At 73.0% G+C, this 16,442-nt stretch carries 13 protein-coding genes and 3 tRNA genes; 14 read left to right on the top strand and 2 right to left on the bottom strand.

Going from position 1 to position 16,442, the window contains the following annotated elements:
• Positions 1-33: 33 nt before the first annotated feature.
• The 3 genes from rsfS to ACFYUZ_RS00810 all read left to right on the top strand — a co-directional run bounded on the left by rsfS (position 34) and on the right by ACFYUZ_RS00810 (position 1,324).
• Entirely contained in the window at positions 34-498 is a 465-nt protein-coding gene (gene rsfS, locus ACFYUZ_RS00800; RefSeq protein WP_030684910.1) for a ribosome silencing factor, read from the top strand.
• Complete coding sequence (locus tag ACFYUZ_RS00805; protein ID WP_389306237.1) at positions 495-1,148, top strand: histidine phosphatase family protein; 654 nt, start codon at positions 495-497, stop codon at positions 1,146-1,148. The genes rsfS and ACFYUZ_RS00805 overlap by 4 nt, the downstream gene beginning before the upstream one ends.
• A 103-nt stretch (positions 1,149-1,251) precedes the next feature.
• Positions 1,252-1,324 (top strand) — tRNA-Ala (locus ACFYUZ_RS00810).
• A 47-nt stretch (positions 1,325-1,371) separates the two neighbouring features.
• Here ACFYUZ_RS00810 and ACFYUZ_RS00815 read toward each other — a convergent pair.
• Positions 1,372-2,271: a helix-turn-helix transcriptional regulator gene (locus ACFYUZ_RS00815; RefSeq protein ID WP_389305072.1), complete on the bottom strand. Its 900-nt coding sequence runs from the start codon at positions 2,269-2,271 to the stop codon at positions 1,372-1,374.
• A 101-nt stretch (positions 2,272-2,372) separates the two neighbouring features.
• Between ACFYUZ_RS00815 and ACFYUZ_RS00820 the strand changes: the two genes are divergently transcribed.
• Both ACFYUZ_RS00820 and ACFYUZ_RS00825 read left to right on the top strand, forming a co-directional pair.
• On the top strand, positions 2,373-3,806 hold the full coding sequence (locus tag ACFYUZ_RS00820) for an MFS transporter (RefSeq protein WP_389305074.1): 1,434 nt from the start codon (positions 2,373-2,375) through the stop codon (positions 3,804-3,806).
• Between the two features lie 138 nt (positions 3,807-3,944).
• Entirely contained in the window at positions 3,945-4,178 is a 234-nt protein-coding gene (locus ACFYUZ_RS00825; RefSeq protein WP_005317760.1) for a hypothetical protein, read from the top strand.
• On the opposite strand, the gene ACFYUZ_RS00830 is transcribed toward ACFYUZ_RS00825, so the two are convergent.
• Positions 4,157-5,377 carry a glycosyltransferase 87 family protein gene (locus ACFYUZ_RS00830; RefSeq protein WP_389305076.1) on the bottom strand — a complete coding sequence of 407 codons (1,221 nt, stop codon included), beginning with the start codon at positions 5,375-5,377 and terminating at the stop codon, positions 4,157-4,159. The two genes, ACFYUZ_RS00825 and ACFYUZ_RS00830, sit on opposite strands and share 22 nt — an antisense overlap.
• Before the next feature lie 122 nt (positions 5,378-5,499).
• Here ACFYUZ_RS00830 and ACFYUZ_RS00835 point away from each other — a divergent pair.
• The 9 genes from ACFYUZ_RS00835 to ACFYUZ_RS00875 all read left to right on the top strand — a co-directional run bounded on the left by ACFYUZ_RS00835 (position 5,500) and on the right by ACFYUZ_RS00875 (position 16,425).
• Positions 5,500-5,572: transfer RNA gene (locus ACFYUZ_RS00835), tRNA-Ala, on the top strand.
• A 71-nt stretch (positions 5,573-5,643) separates the two neighbouring features.
• Positions 5,644-5,716, top strand: a tRNA-Ala gene (locus tag ACFYUZ_RS00840).
• 295 nt (positions 5,717-6,011) lie between these two features.
• Positions 6,012-8,885, top strand: a complete 2,874-nt coding sequence (gene leuS / locus ACFYUZ_RS00845; RefSeq protein ID WP_389305078.1) for a leucine--tRNA ligase — start codon at positions 6,012-6,014, stop codon at positions 8,883-8,885.
• Between the two features lie 123 nt (positions 8,886-9,008).
• Positions 9,009-9,758 (top strand): hypothetical protein, encoded by a 750-nt coding sequence (locus ACFYUZ_RS00850; protein ID WP_389305079.1) that lies wholly within the window; start codon positions 9,009-9,011, stop codon positions 9,756-9,758.
• Positions 9,759-9,910: 152 nt separating this feature from the next.
• Complete coding sequence (locus tag ACFYUZ_RS00855) at positions 9,911-10,756, top strand: DegV family protein (RefSeq protein ID WP_389305081.1); 846 nt, start codon at positions 9,911-9,913, stop codon at positions 10,754-10,756.
• A gap of 463 nt (positions 10,757-11,219) precedes the next feature.
• Positions 11,220-11,948 carry a helix-hairpin-helix domain-containing protein gene (locus ACFYUZ_RS00860; RefSeq protein WP_389305083.1) on the top strand — a complete coding sequence of 243 codons (729 nt, stop codon included), beginning with the start codon at positions 11,220-11,222 and terminating at the stop codon, positions 11,946-11,948.
• Positions 11,945-14,476, top strand: coding sequence for a ComEC/Rec2 family competence protein (locus ACFYUZ_RS00865; protein WP_389305085.1), 2,532 nt, complete (start codon positions 11,945-11,947; stop codon positions 14,474-14,476). The genes ACFYUZ_RS00860 and ACFYUZ_RS00865 overlap by 4 nt, the downstream gene beginning before the upstream one ends.
• Positions 14,477-14,539: 63 nt before the next feature.
• Positions 14,540-15,157, top strand: coding sequence for a winged helix-turn-helix domain-containing protein (locus ACFYUZ_RS00870; RefSeq protein WP_389305087.1), 618 nt, complete (start codon positions 14,540-14,542; stop codon positions 15,155-15,157).
• A complete protein-coding gene (locus tag ACFYUZ_RS00875) occupies positions 15,154-16,425 on the top strand; it encodes an MFS transporter (RefSeq protein WP_389305089.1) in 1,272 nt (423 codons plus the stop codon). Before ACFYUZ_RS00870 ends, ACFYUZ_RS00875 begins: the two co-directional genes overlap by 4 nt.
• Positions 16,426-16,442 lie beyond the last annotated feature (17 nt).

Consider the following 16,442-nt stretch of genomic DNA (forward strand, 5'->3'; position numbering starts at 1 on the left):
GAGGGGTACTGGACCGCCGACGAAAGCCTGCTTGTGACCGCCACGGACCGTTCCATCGAGCTCGTCAAGACCGCCGCCCAGGCGGCCGCCGACCGGCTCGCGCACGACATCATCGCCTACGACGTCAGCGACGTGCTGTCGATCACCGACGCCTTCCTGCTCGCCTCCGCGCCCAACGACCGCCAGGTCAAGTCGATCGTCGACGAGATCGAGGAGCGGCTGCTCAAGGAGCTCGGCGCCAAGCCGGTCCGCCGTGAGGGCGACCGCGACGCGCGCTGGATCCTCCTGGACTACGTCGACATCGTCGTCCACGTCCAGCACAGCGAGGAGCGGGTCTTCTACGCCCTCGAGCGGCTGTGGAAGGACTGCCCGGAGCTCGACCTGCCCGAGGACGCCGTGAACACCCGCGGCAAGGCCGCCGAGCACGCCGCCCTGACCGGCGCCGACATCGAGGCCGGCTCCGGCCTTCCCGAGGGACCGGACGGTGAGCTGAGCTGAGCGCCACCAAGGGCGGCAGCGGCCGCCGCATCGTCCTCTGGCGTCACGGCCAGACCTCCTGGAACCTGGAGCGGCGCTTCCAGGGCTCGACCGACATCGAGCTGACGGAGACCGGCGTCGCCCAGGCGCGCCGGGCCGCACGGCTGCTCGCCGCGCTCAAGCCGGACGCCATCGTGGCCTCCGACCTGAAGCGGGCGGCGGCCACCGCCGCGGAGCTCGCGTCGATCACCGGCCACGCCGTCGCCCACGACTCCGCCCTGCGCGAGACGTACGCGGGGGAGTGGCAGGGGCTGACCCACGACGAGATCGTCGCGCGGTACGGCGAGCAGTACGCCGCCTGGAAGCGGGGCGAGCCCGTGCGCCGGGGCGGCGGCGAGCTCGAGACCGAGGTGGCCGACCGGGCCGCCCCGGTGGTCCTGGAGCACGCCGACAAGCTCCCCGAGAGCGGCACGCTCGTCGTGGTCAGCCACGGCGGCACCATCCGCACCACCATCGGCCGGCTCCTGGGCCTGGAGGCCCGGCACTGGGAGGGCCTGGGCGGGCTCTCCAACTGCTGCTGGTCGGTCCTCGGCGAGGGCGCGCGCGGCTGGCGCCTGCTGGAGCACAACGCCGGCACGCTGCCCGAGCCGGTCCTCGGCGACGACGACTGAGCCCACGACCGGCCTGCCGGACCCGGATTTCACTTTCCGGCAGGTCACAGGCTAGAGTTCTTCTTGTTCGGAGCGCGCGGCGCGAAGAACACGAAGAACACAAGGGGCTATAGCTCAGTTGGTAGAGCGCCTGCATGGCATGCAGGAGGTCAGGAGTTCAATTCTCCTTAGCTCCACAGTCACCGGATCCCGTCCCCGCCAGGGGGCGGGATTCGTCGTTCCGTCACATGGTTCGCGCTCCGTTCACGACCCCCGTTCCGCCCATGGTCCGCAGGGTCTCGATCCCCCGACGGCTCTCCTCGTCGCTCGGCGTGTACGTCACGATCCGGCACTCCGGCACCCCGTTGACCGAGAGGGAGACCGAGGTCAGCCGGACCTCGCCCACCAGCTCGTGCCGGAAGGTCTTCACCCTCGTCCCCGGCGGGACCACGTCGCCGCTGCGCCAGAGCCGGGCGAACTCCGGGCTGGCCTCCGCCAGACGCCGTACGAACTCCTCCCAGTCGGGCTCGCCCACGTGGCGGCCGTACGCGCCCCGCAGCTGGGCCACCATCAGCGGCAGCTCCCGCTTCCGGTCGACCACCGGGCAGTTGGGCGCCGGCACGCTGAACAGCGCCCAGAGCACATTGCGTATGCCGAACGGGCCGGTGTCCAGGCCCTCTCCGTTCTGCATCAGGAGCCGCTCGTACAGGACGTTGGTCGCCAGCACGTCGTACCGCGCGTTGTAGAGCACCGCCGGGAGCGGGTCGAGGGCGTCGAGGATCCCCTGGATCTCCGGACTCACCTCCGGGATGTCAGGGGTCGGCCGGTCCGGGGCGTACGGCACTTCGGCGAGGTGGTAGAGGTGCTCGCGCTCCGGCCGGTCGAGCCGGAGGGTGCGGGCCACCGCGTCGAGGACCTGCGCGGAGGCGTTGATCGGCCGGCCCTGCTCCAGCCAGGTGTACCAGGTGACGCCGACGCCGGAGAGCTGGGCGACCTCCTCGCGGCGCAGCCCCGGTGTGCGCCGGCGGAGTCCCGGCGGCATGCCCACGTCCTCCGGGGTCACCCTGGCCCGGCGGCTGCGCAGGAAGGCGGCCAGTTCCGGTCGTCGCCGGCGCTGCGTCGGTAGCGTTGCCACAATCGTCACACCCCCATGGTCGAGTCCCCGTGCCGCCGCTGCCAGGTGGTGTCGGTACCAGCATCGGCGGGCTCTCGTTACCCGTATCGGATCACGGTCACGCTCTTCGCATGACCTCGACCGCGATACGTCCCGCACCCAGTAAAGACCGCGCCACCGACAACCGCCCCGGCCTGTTGCTCGGAGTGGTGCTCGCCGCCCAGTTCATGGCGCTCCTCGACGTCTTCATCGTCAACGTCGCCGCCCCCACCATCCGGGCCGAACTCTCCGCCTCCGGAGGCGCGCTCCAGCTCGTCATCGCCGGATACACCATCACCTACGCGGTGTTGCTGATCACCGGAGCCCGCCTCGGAGACCTGATCGGCCACCGACGCGCGTACCTCGGCGGCCTCGCCCTGTTCACCGCGGCCTCGCTCGCCTGCGGACTCGCCGCGGACGCCGGTCAGTTGATCGCCTTCCGGCTGGCGCAGGGCGCGGGGTCGGCCCTGATGATCCCTCAGGTGCTGAGCCTCGTCCAGCGCAACTTCACGGGCGAGCGCCGGGTCCGGGCCCTCAGCGCCTACTCCGCGGTCCTGGCCACCGGCGCGGCCGCCGGGCAGGTCGTCGGCGGCGTCCTGGTCAGCGCCGACCTCTTCGGCACCGGCTGGCGGCCGGTCTTCCTGGTCAACGTTCCCCTCGGGATCGCCCTGCTCGTCCTCGGCGTCCGGGTGCTGCCCCGCGACGCCCACGCCGGATCCACGCGTGCGCGTGCCCTCGATCTGCCGGGTCTGCTCCTGCTCGCCGCCGCCGTGTCCCTGCTGACCGTCCCCCTGGTCCTCGGCCAGGAGCAGGACTGGCCGCTGTGGTCCTGGCTGTCCCTCGGCGGCTCGCTGCTGCTCGCCGTCGTCCTCGGTGCCCACGAAGCCCGGCTCGCCCGACGCGGCGGCACCCCGCTGATCGCCCCGCGCGTGCTGCGCATCCCCGGGATGGGGAGGGCCGTCCTCTGGATCTCCGTGGCGATGGGCGTCAACGCCGGCTTCCTGTTCACCCTGACCCTGCACCTGCAGGGCGGCCTCGGTCACAGCGCCCTGCGCGCCGGGCTCACCTTCGGACCCGCCGCCGCCGTCTTCGGTGCCGTCGGCCTGACCTGGCGGCGCCGGCCGGCCCGGCTGCACCGCGCGCTGGTCCCGGCCGGATTCCTGCTCGCGGCCGCGGCGCTGCTCGCCGTCGGAGGGCTGCTCGCGGACGGCGGCACCGGCGGCTGGGGGCTCTACCCGGCCCTGGGCGCGTTCGGCGCGGGGATCTCGCTGGCCTTCAGCCCGGCCCTGACCGGGGCGCTGGCCACCGTGCGGCCCGAGGACGCGGCCGACGCCAGCGGGCTGCTCGCCACCGTCACCCAGCTCGGGCAGCTCGTGGGGGTCGCCACGTTCGGCACCCTCTTCCTCGGCCGGTACGCGGGTGCCGGGGCTCAGGACTCCGCCGACGCGCTGTGGGCGACCGCCCTCGCCCTGGCCGCCGCCTCCGTCGTGGGCGCGGTCGTGGGACTGCCGCGACGATCACGCTGACCCTCTTGCGAGGCCATGGCAGAATCGGACGGCCGGAGGGGGAACGAGGATCCGGACGGGAGGGTGACCCAAGTGCTCGGCAACAACGGCGGGGTGTCCTATGGGTGCACGGCCTGCGGCCACAGCTGGAGCTGAGTGATGGGTGCACACAGGCGGAAGTGCGACTGGTGCGGCAGCGGTACGCCCATCGTGCGCGACATGGACCCGGTCAACCCCGAGTTCCAGTACTGGTGCGAGGAGTGCGCGCGGGCGCTGATCATAAAAGGCGACCCCATCGAGACCTACCGCGAGCTGGAGGGGGAGCCGATCTACGGCCGGCTCCTCGACGAGCACTGCACCCTCAAGCGGTTCTACTCCTTCGCGACGGCCTGACGCCGCAGCGTCAGCGCGTATCCCACGAGCAGCGCCGTCGCCGTCAGCGGATAGATCGCCGACAGCAGCATCTGCCCCGCGTTCTGGTCCAGTTCGGGGCGGCCCGGGTCGTGCGGGACCCACCACAGCGCGAACGAGGCGAAGGCCAGGGCCACCGCCCCCGTCACCGGCCACGCGCGCGTGGCGCGGTCCGCCAGCAGGATCAGCAGGGGCACGCACCAGACCCAGTGGTGGGACCACGAGATCGGGCTGATCATCAGGGCCGTGAACGCGCAGACGACCACCGCCACCGCCTTGTCGCCGCGCACCGCCGCCCGTACCGCGAGCACCATCGCCGCACCGCCCAGGACGGCAGCCGTGACCGCCCACCACATGCCCGGGTCGTCCGTGTGCATCAGCCGGGCCAGGACCCCGCGGATCGACTGGTTGGCGGTCTCCTCCGCGAAGCCGACCCGGCCGGTCTCGAACAGGGTCTCCGTCCAGAACCGCTTCGAGTCCGCGGGCAGGACGAGCGCCACGGCCAGCGTCGTCCCGAGGAACACCCCCGTCGCCGTCAGCGCCGTGCGCAACCACTGGTTCATGCCCCGGTCCCGGCGCCACAGCAGCAGACCCGCGACGAGCAGGAGGACCACGAAGAGCCCCGGGGTGAGCTTCACCGCGGTCGCCAGGCCGATGCCCAGGCCGGCCAGGCGGCTGCCCTCCCGGCGGGTGAGGTCCCACAGCACCGCCACCGCTATGAGCAGGTTGATCTGGCCGTACCGCAGGGTCGTCCACACCGGCTCGCACCAGACCACGACGGCGGCGACCCACAGCGTGGTGCGCCACAGGTCCGTACGCGACAGCGAGGGACGGGCCAGCTGGAGGGACAGCTGCACCAGGGCGACCACCAGGAGCAGGTTCCCCGCCGTCGTGAGCGTCCGCATCAGCGGGACGCCCACCAGGGTGAGCGGGACGAACAGGAGCGCCGCGAAGGGCGGGTAGGTCATGCCGAGATTCGCCGAGGTCGCGCGCATCGCGTACAGGTCGCCGCCGGCCCGGACCGTCTCGCCCTCGGCCCGGTAGACCATCACGTCGAGCATGTTCACGTGGGCGAGGCGTTGCGCCACCCAGAAGGCCGTGAACGAGAGCAGGCAGACCGCCGCGGCGGTGGCCAGGGGCCACGGCCGGGCGCGGGTTCGGGAGAGCACGGAGACGGACACAGTCGGCGACCCTACCCGGGCCCCCGGAGAGGCCGGAGAAACGGATTTGGCGATCTGCCGGGCGGGCCGTTAATGTTCTGTCCGTCGCCGCGAGGAACGTGGAAGCGCGGACGGCGGAACAAGGGGCTATAGCTCAGTTGGTAGAGCGCCTGCATGGCATGCAGGAGGTCAGGAGTTCAATTCTCCTTAGCTCCACAGAACGGAAGCTGGCCATCCGGATCGGATGGCCAGAACCGGTTCTGCGGTAATCTGAAATTCCCGCACGCGGGGCTATAGCTCAGTTGGTAGAGCGCCTGCATGGCATGCAGGAGGTCAGGAGTTCAATTCTCCTTAGCTCCACAGATGAGAGAAGCGGGCCACCCGGATCGGGTGGCCCGCTTCTTCGTGAGCGGCGTGCCCGCCGCGCCCCCTCGCCGCCGCTCCGTGGAACGTCGGTGCGGCCCGCTCGGGCCCTGCGGTACCCTGGCGCCATGCGTGCCGTACGCCTCCTGCTTACCGAGCCGCGCTGACCAGTCCCGACGGGTGACAGACATCCCGTCGGAGTCGGCGCGGCATCCCCTCCTGTGCGAGGGGATTTTTCATTTCGGGCAGTTCGTGGCAGTGGGCAGAGACGATCGATGGAGCATCAAGGACCATGACCGAGATCACTACGGCCGCCGAGACGGCGGCCCCTCATCGCTACACGGCGGCCATGGCCGCCGACATCGAGGCACGCTGGCAGGACTTCTGGGACGCCGAGGGAACCTACGAGGCGCCGAACCCCACCGGTGACCTGGCGGGCGACCCCGCCGTCGCGTCCCTGCCCAAGAAGTTCATCATGGACATGTTCCCGTACCCCTCGGGTGCGGGCCTGCACGTCGGCCACCCGCTGGGCTACATCGCCACGGACGTCTTCGCCCGCCACGCGCGCATGACCGGCCACAACGTGCTGCACACCCTGGGCTTCGACGCCTTCGGCCTGCCGGCCGAGCAGTACGCCGTGCAGACGGGCACGCACCCGCGTGTGTCCACCGAGGCCAACATGGAGAACATGAAGGTCCAGCTGCGCCGGCTGGGCCTGGGCCACGACAAGCGCCGGTCGTTCGCCACGATCGACCCGGAATACTACAAGTGGACCCAGTGGATCTTCCTGCAGATCTTCAACTCCTGGTACGACGACGAGGCCAAGAAGGCCCGGCCGATCGCCGAACTGATCGAGCAGTTCGAGAACGGCACGCGTGAGGTCCCCGGCACGCGCGCGTGGAGCGAGCTGAGCGCCGCCGAGCGCTCCGACGTCCTGGGCGAGTACCGCCTGGCGTACGCCTCCGACGCCCCGGTCAACTGGTGTCCCGGCCTGGGCACCGTCCTGGCCAACGAGGAGGTCACCGCCGACGGCCGCTCCGAGCGCGGCAACTTCCCCGTCTTCAAGGCCAAGCTGCGCCAGTGGAACATGCGGATCACCGCCTACGCGGACCGCCTGCTGGACGACCTGGACGCGCTGGACTGGCCCGAGGCCATCAAGCTGCAGCAGCGGAACTGGATCGGCCGCTCCGAGGGCGCCCGCGTCGACTTCCAGGTCGGCGACACCGGTGCCATCACCGTCTTCACCACCCGCCAGGACACCCTGTTCGGCGCCACCTACATGGTCCTGGCGCCCGAGCACGACCTGGTCGAGAAGATCGTCCCGGCCGCCTGGCCCGAGGGCACCCACGAGGTGTGGACGGGCGGTCACGCCACCCCCTCCGAGGCCGTCGACGCCTACCGCAAGCAGGCCGCCTCCAAGTCCGACGTCGAGCGCCAGGCGGAGGCCAAGGACAAGACCGGCGTCTTCACCGGCGCGTACGCGACCAACCCGGTCAGCGGCGCGCAGGTCCCGGTCTTCATCGCCGACTACGTCCTGATGGGCTACGGCACCGGCGCGATCATGGCCGTCCCCGCGCACGACAGCCGCGACTTCGCCTTCGCGCGCGCCTTCGAGCTGCCGATGCGCTGCGTCGTGGAGCCGAGCGACGACCGCGGCACCGACCCCGCCACCTGGGACGACGCCTTCTCCTCCTACGAGGCGAAGCTGGTCAACTCCGCCAACGACGAGATCTCCCTGGACGGCCTGGGCGTCGTCGAGGCCAAGGCGAAGATCACCGCCTGGCTGGCCGACCGCGGCATCGGCGAGGGCACCGTCAACTTCCGGCTGCGCGACTGGCTGTTCAGCCGCCAGCGCTACTGGGGCGAGCCCTTCCCGATCGTCTACGACGAGGACGGCGTCGCCCACTCGCTGCCCGAGTCGATGCTGCCCCTGGAGCTCCCGGAGGTCGAGGACTACTCGCCGCGCACCTTCGACCCCGACGACGCGGACACCCAGCCGGAGACCCCGCTGTCCCGCAACGAGGACTGGGTCAACGTCACCCTGGACCTGGGCGACGGCCGCGGCCCGCGCCGCTACCGGCGCGAGACCAACACCATGCCCAACTGGGCCGGCTCCTGCTGGTACGAGCTGCGCTACCTGGACCCCCACAACTCCGAGAAGCTGGTCGACCCCGCCGTCGAGCAGTACTGGATGGGCCCGCGCGAGGGCATGCCGACCGGCGGCGTCGACCTGTACGTCGGCGGTGCCGAGCACGCCGTGCTGCACCTGCTGTACGCGCGCTTCTGGTCCAAGATCCTGTTCGACCTGGGGCACGTCTCCTCGGCCGAGCCGTTCCACAAGCTCTACAACCAGGGCATGATCCAGGCCTTCGTCTACCGGGACGCGCGCGGGATCGCCGTGCCGGCGGCCGAGGTCGAGGAGCGCGACGGCGCGTTCTACTACCAGGGCGAGAAGGTCAGCCGCGTCCTGGGCAAGATGGGCAAGTCCCTGAAGAACGCCGTCACGCCGGACGAGATCTGCTCCGAGTACGGCGCCGACACCCTGCGCCTGTACGAGATGGCGATGGGCCCGCTGGACGTGTCGCGCCCCTGGGACACGCGCGCGGTGGTCGGCCAGTACCGGCTGCTGCAGCGGCTGTGGCGCAACATCGTCGACGAGGCGACCGGCGAGGTCACGGTCGTCGACACCGCGCCCGACGAGGACACGCTGCGCGCCCTGCACAAGGCGATCGACGGCGTCTCGCAGGACATGGCCGCGATGCGCTTCAACACCGCCATCGCCAAGATCACCGAGCTGAACAACCACCTGACCAAGTCCGGTGGCGCGGTCTCCCGGCAGGTCGCCGAGCAGCTGGTCCTGCTGGTCGCCCCGCTGGCCCCGCACATCGCCGAGGAGCTGTGGCGCAAGCTGGGCCACACCGACTCGGTCGTCCACCAGGACTTCCCGGTCGCCGACCCGGCGTACGTCGTGGACGAGACCGTGACCTGCGTCGTGCAGATCAAGGGCAAGGTCAAGGCCCGCCTGGAGGTCTCCCCGTCGATCACGGACGCGGAGCTGGAGACGCTGGCCCTGGCCGACCCGCACGTGGTCGCGGCGCTGGGCGGCGCCCAGATCCGCAAGGTGATCGTGCGCGCGCCGAAGCTGGTCAACATCGTCGTCGGCTAGCGGCACATAGGGGTTTCCCCTACGGGCAGGTTGGGGGTTCCGAGGGAACCCCCAACCTGCCCGTTCCGTTTAACGTGGAGGAACCACAGCCGTGGGGAACCGACGGACGCCGGAGGGGCGCACATGGAAGCCACGATTATCACGATCATGGCGCTGCTCTTCTTGTCCTTCGTGGCGCTCGGGGTGTACGTCACCGTGAAGGTCGCGAAGGCCGCCAAGCGCGGGGTCGACCGCACCATCGACCAGGCCCGGCGCACGGTCGAGGACACCACGCTGCGCGCCAAGAGCTTCGGCCAGGCCGGGACCGCGGGCGAGCTCGCCCGGCTCCGGCTCTCGCTGCGCACCTCGATGCGCGCCACCCAGGAGGCGCTGCAGGCGGGGGTCGGCGAGGACGCCTCGCTGAAGGAGTCGCTCGACCTGTTCCACCGCCTCAGCGCCCATGGACTCGAGCTGGACGCGGACCTCAAGCGCCTTGAGCGGGAGCCCGACCGGTCGTGGGTGGCCGGACAGCTGCCCGAGCTCGTCGCGCGGACCGAGCGGATCACGGGCTCGGCCGACGCGCTGCGCCGCGCCGCCCGGGAGCGTGCGCTGAAGTTCGCCGAGGACGACCTGTCGTCGCTCAGCGACCAGATCGACGTCGAGGCGGGCGCCCTGCGCCACTGGACGGGACCGGACACCACGCCGGGGGCGGCCAGGGCCGCCGGTTCCGGCGCGGCGGACGCGGCGACGGCCGGCGGATGGGGGCAGCCCTCCCGGCCCGCTCACGAGACGGGCCCGGCGACCGGCGGAGAACCGTCCGCGATCACGGCGCCCGATCCCCGCCGGGCCGCCTACCCCTGGGAGAAGTCGGCCCGCCCGGAGACCACCACCTGACGGCACGGCCCTGTGCGGTGCCGTGTCGCTGAGAAACCGGACGCCGGGCGAGGGGCCGAGCGGTCCGGTCGGCGCCGTGCCGGGCGGGGGCGGGCGATCGGTGAGGGGGGCCGGGCTGCCGTGCGGGAGCCTCGGCGGGTAACCTCCCGCTCATGTCCCGGCATGTCGCGATCGTTACCGATTCCACGGCCTACCTGCCACGCCAGACGAGGGAGCGGCACGCCATCACCACGGTCCCGCTGACCGTCGTCATCGGCGACCGCGCCCTCGAGGAGGGCACCGAGATCTCGGCGAAGGCGCTGACCGAGGCCTTGCAGAAGCGCCGGTCCGTCACCACCTCGCGACCGAGCCCCGAGGTCTTCGCCGAGGCCTACCGCGAGGCCGCCGAGGCGGGTGCGAAGGGCGTCGTCTCGCTCCATCTGTCCGCCGAGGTCTCCGGGACCTACGACGCCGCCGTGCTCGCGGCCAAGAACGCCCCCGTGCCCGTACGGGTGGTGGACACCCGCATGGTCGGCATGGCGCTGGGCTTCTGCGCCCTCGCGGCGGCGCAGGTCGCGGAGGCCGGAGGTTCCCTCGACGAGGCCGTCGCGGCGGCCGAGAAGCGTGCCGCGGGAACGTCCGCCTACTTCTACGTCGACACCCTGGACTATCTGCGCAGGGGCGGGCGCATCGGCACCGCGCAGGCCCTGCTGGGTTCGGCGCTCGCCGTGAAGCCGCTCCTCGAACTCGACGGTGGGCGGATCGAACTGCGGGAGAAGGTGCGGACGGCCTCGAAGGCCATCGCGCGCCTGGAGGAGATCGCCGTGGAGCGGGCCGGCTCCGGCGCCGTCGACATCGCCGTGCACCACCTCTCCGCACCGGAGCGAGCCACCGCGCTCGCGGACCGGCTCGAAGAGCGCGTACCGGGAATCGAGGAACTGCAGGTCAGCGAGGTGGGAGCGGTCATCGGCGCCCACACCGGCCCCGGTCTCCTCGCGGTCGTCGTCTCGCCGCGCTGAGGCCGTCCGCCTCGGCGCGTGGACGTCGGCCGCCCCGGCGGCCGGGGCCCGTTCGTCCCCCGCAAGGGTGACGGAGTTCTCCACAGCGAAGCGCCTGTCCACGGAAGACGGCCGGTCTCCGCAGGGACCGGCCGTGATCTCTACCGTCACGGACATGACTCTTCGTACACGCATCGCATCGACCACTTCCAGGACGCCGGGCTCGGCGGGCGCTCCGACGAGCGGGCCCGGACGGGCGCCCGGTTCGGACGGGCGCAGTCGCCCCGGAGGGCGCGGCTCGCCTGCAGGGCGGGCCCGGAGGCGCGCCAGGGTCGGGCAGGCCCCCGCGGTTCCCGGGGGAGCCGTGCGGCGGCGGGCAGACGCCCTGTTCCCGCCGGTGACACCGCCGGCGCCGACGGCTTGGGAGGCACCGGAGGCGCCGGAAGCACCGGAGCGTGGCTCCCCGCCAGGGGTACGGGAGCGGATGGTCGCGCTGCTCCGTGACCGGACCCCGGTGTGGGTGCAGACCAGGTGCGGGCTCGAACCGAGGGCGCTGGCCGCGCTGACGGTGGTTCTGATCGTGGCCGCCGGTCTCGCGGGCGGGTACTTCTGGACCGGGCGACCGGAGCCTGTGCGCGCTCCCGAACTCGTCCACGCCGCTGCTCCCGTGACCGCCGTGCCCGCGCCGAGGGACGGGCCGGGGGCGGGTTCGAGGCCGGGACCGGGGCCGGGGACGGGACCCGTGCAAGGGGCCGGGGCTTCCGGGGCGCGGGTCGTCGTCGACATCGGCGGCAAGGTGCGCAGGCCCGGGGTGCTGACCCTGCCGGCCGGCTCGCGTGTGGCGGACGCCCTGCGGGCCGCGGGCGGGGCGGAGCCCGGCGCGGATCTCACCGGGGTCAACCGGGCTCGCGTCCTGTTCGACGGCGAGCAGATCCTGGTCGGTCTGCCGGGGACGTCGGCGGCCGGCCCCGGTCCGGGCGGCTCCGGTCCGGGCGGTGGCGCCGGGGGCGGTGCGCCGGGCGCGCCGTTGAGCCTCAACACGGCCACGGCGGAACAACTCGACGGCCTCCCGGGCGTGGGACCCGTACTCGCCCGGCACATCGTCGACCACCGGACGGAGCACGGCGGCTTCCGGTCGGTCGCGGAGCTGCGGGAGGTCAACGGCATCGGCGAGCGGCGGTTCGCCGACCTCGAGCCGCTGGTCCGGCCATGAAGCCGGACGGGGAGATCGGTGAGGAGCGCGGCGAGGGGCAGCCGTCGTGGCGGGAGGGCCCGACCGATCTCCGCCTCGTTCCCCTCGCGGCGGCGGCGTGGGCGGCGGCGGCCTGGGCCGTGGGCGCCACCGGCTGGTGGACGGTGGCCGGTGTCACGGCCTGCCTGGTGGGCGCCCTGATCCTGCTGGTGCGGGGACGGGCCCGACGGGGCGGGGCCCCGGGTGGTGGTCGTGGGGCCGCCGTGCCGGGGGCCGTGCCGGGCCGGCGATCACGGGCGACCGCGTGGGCGGGGGTGTTGCTCTGCGCGGCGGCCGGAGCCGCCTCGGCGGGGCTGCACGCGGCGGATCTGCGGCGGGGCCCCGTGCCGGAGCTGGCGCGGGAGTACGCGCGGGCGCGGCTGGAGGTGGCGGTGACCTCCGACCCACGGCTCACCCGGCCCAAGGTCCGGGGCAACGCGATGGCGCCGGTCTCGATCGTCCTGGACGGCGAGGTGACCCGGGTCGAGAGGTCGGACGGCTCGGTCCACCGGACCCGGACTCCGGTCCTGCTGATCGTGCCGTCGGGGGAGGGACGGGAGGAGTGGCTGCGCCTCCTTCCCACCACCCGGCTGCGGGTCGGCGCCCGGATCGCGCCGCCGCTGCGACCCGGAGAGCCCTTCGCGGCGGTGCTCAAGGCCGACGGGGCCGGTCCCCCGCGGATCGTCGGCCCGCCGAGCGCCCTGCAGCGGACGGCGGGGGACCTGCGCGCCGGGCTGCGGGAGGCGACCGAGAAGCTCGACCCGGACGCGAGGGCCCTGCTGCCCGGGCTCGTCGTGGGGGACACCTCCAGGGTCGGTCCCGAGCTGAGGGACGCGTTCGAGGCGACCGACCTCACCCATCTCCTGGCGGTCTCAGGCAGCAACCTCACGGTGGTGCTGCTCCTGCTCGTCGGGCGGCCCGGGCGGGCGCAGCAGGTGGAGCGGGGTGGGCTCGCGCCACGGATCGGACTGTCGCTGAGGGTCACGGCGCTGGCCGGGGGAGGGCTGACGCTCGCGTTCGTGGTCGTCTGCCGGCCGGACCCGAGCGTGCTGCGGGCCGCGGCCTGCGGTCTGGTCGCGTTGCTCGCGATCGGTACCGGACGCCGGAGATCGCTGATCCCCGCGCTGGCCGCCGCCGTCCTCGTCCTGGTGCTGTACGACCCCTGGCTGGCCCGGAGCTACGGCTTCCTGCTCTCGGTCCTGGCGACCGGGGCGCTGCTGACGATCGCCCCGCGCTGGAGCGAGGCGCTGCGGCGGCGCGGGGTGCCCGGGCGGGCGGCGGAGGCGCTGGGCGCGGCCCTGGCGGCGCAGGCGGTGTGCGCGCCGGTCGTGGCGGTGTTCGCCGCCCGGGTGAGTCTGGTCGCCGTACCGGCGAACCTCTTCGCCGAGCTCGCGGTGGCGCCGGCGACGGTGTGCGGGTTCGCCACGCTCGCCCTGGCGGCGGTCTGGATGCCTGCTGCGGAGGCGCTGGCCTGGGTGGCGGCATGGCCGGCCGGGTGGCTCGCGGCGGTGGCCCGTACGGGCGCCGCGCTGCCGGGGGCCGAGCTGGCCTGGCCCGGCGGGTGGTGGGGCGGTCTCGCGCTGGCGCTGCTCACGGGGCTGGTGGTGCTCGGCGTGCGGAGGCTGCCGTACCGGGGTGCGGTCGGCGCGCTCGTCGCCGGGCTGCTCCTGCTCGTGGTGGTGCGGCCGGCGCCGCTGGCCCGGTGGGTCACGGGGTGGCCGCCGCCGGGTTGGGTGTTCGCCATGTGCCAGGTGGGGCAGGGGGACGCGACGGTGCTCGCGGCGGGCGGGGGCTCCGCCGTCGTGGTGGACGCGGGCCCCGACCCGGTGCCGGTGGACCGCTGCCTGCGCGAACTCGGGGTGCGGAGGGTGCCGTTGGTCGTGCTCACCCACTTCCACGCCGACCATGTGGCCGGGCTTCCCGGTGTGCTGCGGGGGAGGACGGTGGGCGCGATCCAGACCACGGGGCTCGAAGAGCCGCCCGGGCAGGTGGCGTTCGTGCGGCGGACCGCGGCCGCGGCGGGGGTGCCGCTGATCCGTGCGGGGCCGGGCGAGCGGCGGAGGATCGGGGCCCTGGAGTGGCGGGTGCTCTGGCCGCGGGCCGGTGCCGGGGGGAGCGATGCCGCCGAGTCGTCCGTCGAGGGGCCCAACGACGCCAGTGTCGTGTTGTCGGTCCGTACCGCCGGAGGGCTGAACCTGCTGCTGCTCGGGGATCTCGAACCGCCGGCCCAGCGGGCGTTGATGAGGGCGCATCCGGGGCTGGGGCCGGTGGACGTGCTCAAGGTCGCCCATCACGGTTCCGCGCACCAGGACCCCGGTCTGATGCGGGCGGTGCGGCCGAGACTCGCGCTCGTGTCGGCGGGGCGCGACAACCCGTACGGCCATCCTTCGCCCCGGACGCTGGAGGCGCTGGGTGCGGGCGGTGCGCGGGTGCTGCGGACCGACCGGGACGGGGCCGTCGCGGTGGTGGGGGCGGGACGCGGCCTCGTGGCCGTGCCGGGAGGGGGATGAGGCCTCGGAGGGGCTTGCGAGGAAAGACTTGTAAAGAAATCTTTCTAAAGATATCTTTTCATCATGCCGGAGAACAGCGAAGCCCAGTCCGGGGGCGAGCAGCCCCGCAGCATCCGACTCACGGACCCGCGCGCCCTGCGGGCCTACGCCCATCCGCTGCGGATGTCGCTGGTGGGGCTGCTGCGCAGCAGCGGGCCCTTCACCGCCACCCGGGCGGCCGAGCTGACCGGCGAGTCCGTGGCCAGCTGCTCCTACCACCTGCGGATACTCGCCAAGTACGGGCTGGTGGAGGAGGCTCCCGGCGGGCGGGGGAGGGAGAAGCCCTGGCGGGCCACGGCCCGGTACACGGAGTGGCCGGACCACAGTGAGGACGCGACGGTCGCCGAGGCGGCCGACGCGCTGAGCGCCGCCGTCACCGAGCGCTACTTCGAGCGGGTCACCCGCGCCCTGGAGAACCGGCACCGGCTGCCGAAGGAGTGGCGGGAGGCGGAGGAGTTCGGCGACTCGCTGCTCCACCTCACCCCCGAGGAGCTGACCGAACTCGGCGAGCGGATGGACGAGCTGCTCCGGCCCTACGAGGCCCGCACCTCCGACCCCTCCCTCAGGCCCGCGGGCGCCCGGGCCGTCAGCGTCCTGCGGATCGCCTACCTGGACCAGGAAATCCCCGACGAGGAGGAGTGAACGAGATGGCCCTCGTGGAACGCGTACCGGCGCTGCTGCGCGAGCGGGCCTTCCGCCGCTACTGGACCGGGCAGACCGTCTCCCTCGTCGGGGACCAGATCTCGCTCATCGCGATCCCGCTCGCGGCCGTCCTGGTCCTCGGTGCCGACGCCACGGCGATGGGCCTGCTCAAGACCGCCGAACTCCTGCCCGCCCTCCTGCTCAACCTGCCGTTCGGCGCCTGGGCCGACCGGCGGGCCGGTCGCCGGCGCGTCATGATCGCGGCCGACCTCGGACGGGCGGCGCTCATCCTGACCCTGCCCGTCGCCTACGCGCTGGACGCGCTGACGCTCGGCCAGTTGTACGCGGTGGCCTTCGGGATCGGCGCCCTCACCGTGCTCTTCGAGGTCTGCAACGTCACGTTGTTCGTCGCACTCGTCCCCGCCGAGCGCTACGTCCAGGCGAACTCGCTGGTGAACGGGAGCCGTTCGACGGCGTGGCTCGCCGGGCCCGGGGTGGGGGGACTGCTCGTGCAGTTCCTCACCGCGCCCTTCGCGCTCGTCGCGGACGCGCTCACCTATCTGGTGTCGGCCGGGTACCTGGCCCGGATCGAGCCGGCCGAACCCGCGCCGGCGCCCGTGGTCAAGGGGCACTTCACCGAGGGGCTGCGCTGGGTGGTGCGGGAGCGTTCGATGCGCGCGCTGTTCGCGGCCTCCGGCACGATCCAGTTCTTCAACTACATGTTCGGCACCGTCTTCGTGCTCTACGCGACCACCGAACTCGGCATCGGCGCGGGCCTGCTCGGTCTCGTGCTCGCGGCCGGGGCCGTGGGCGGCCTCCTCGGGGCGGTGTGGAGCGGGGCGGTCGTCCGGCGGATCGGCGTCGGCGCCTCGCTCGTCGCCGGCTTCCTCGGATTCACCCTCCCCCTGCTCCTGGTGCCCCTCGCGGACGGGCCGCTTCCGTTGGTGGCGGGGGTGCTGTTCGTCGCGGAGTTCCTCTCCTGCCTCGGGGTGATGCTCGCCGACATCGCCGCGGGATCGTTCCAGATGGCGCTGATACCCGACGCCGTACGGGCCAGGGTCATGGGCGCGTACCGGACGCTCAACCACGGCTTCCGTCCGCTCGGCGCACTCGTCGGAGGCCTGCTCGGCGCCGCGATCGGACTGCGCCCCACGCTGTGGATCGCCACCGCCGGGGCCGTCCTCGCCGTGCTCTGGCTGCTGCCCTCCCCGCTGCCCCGGATGCGGGAACTGCCCGTGAGGGAAGGGGAGTCCGTGCCCGTCGGATAGGGAATCGGGGTGGGACG

This window comes from Streptomyces sp. NPDC004266 (assembly GCF_042874095.1).
Classification (GTDB): domain Bacteria; phylum Actinomycetota; class Actinomycetes; order Streptomycetales; family Streptomycetaceae; genus Streptomyces.

Bases quoted from the DNA above. Each gene is read 5' to 3' on its own strand.
- ACFYUZ_RS00820 (WP_389305074.1), top strand. From the start codon at position 2,373: ATGACCTCGACCGCGATACGTCCCGCACCCAGTAAAGACCGCGCCACC.
- ACFYUZ_RS00825 (WP_005317760.1), top strand. From the start codon at position 3,945: ATGGGTGCACACAGGCGGAAGTGCGACTGGTGCGGCAGCGGTACGCCC.
- leuS (WP_389305078.1), top strand. From the start codon at position 6,012: ATGACCGAGATCACTACGGCCGCCGAGACGGCGGCCCCTCATCGCTAC.
- ACFYUZ_RS00850 (WP_389305079.1), top strand. From the start codon at position 9,009: ATGGAAGCCACGATTATCACGATCATGGCGCTGCTCTTCTTGTCCTTC.
- ACFYUZ_RS00855 (WP_389305081.1), top strand. From the start codon at position 9,911: ATGTCCCGGCATGTCGCGATCGTTACCGATTCCACGGCCTACCTGCCA.
- ACFYUZ_RS00860 (WP_389305083.1), top strand. From the start codon at position 11,220: ATGGTCGCGCTGCTCCGTGACCGGACCCCGGTGTGGGTGCAGACCAGG.
- ACFYUZ_RS00865 (WP_389305085.1), top strand. From the start codon at position 11,945: ATGAAGCCGGACGGGGAGATCGGTGAGGAGCGCGGCGAGGGGCAGCCG.
- ACFYUZ_RS00870 (WP_389305087.1), top strand. From the start codon at position 14,540: ATGCCGGAGAACAGCGAAGCCCAGTCCGGGGGCGAGCAGCCCCGCAGC.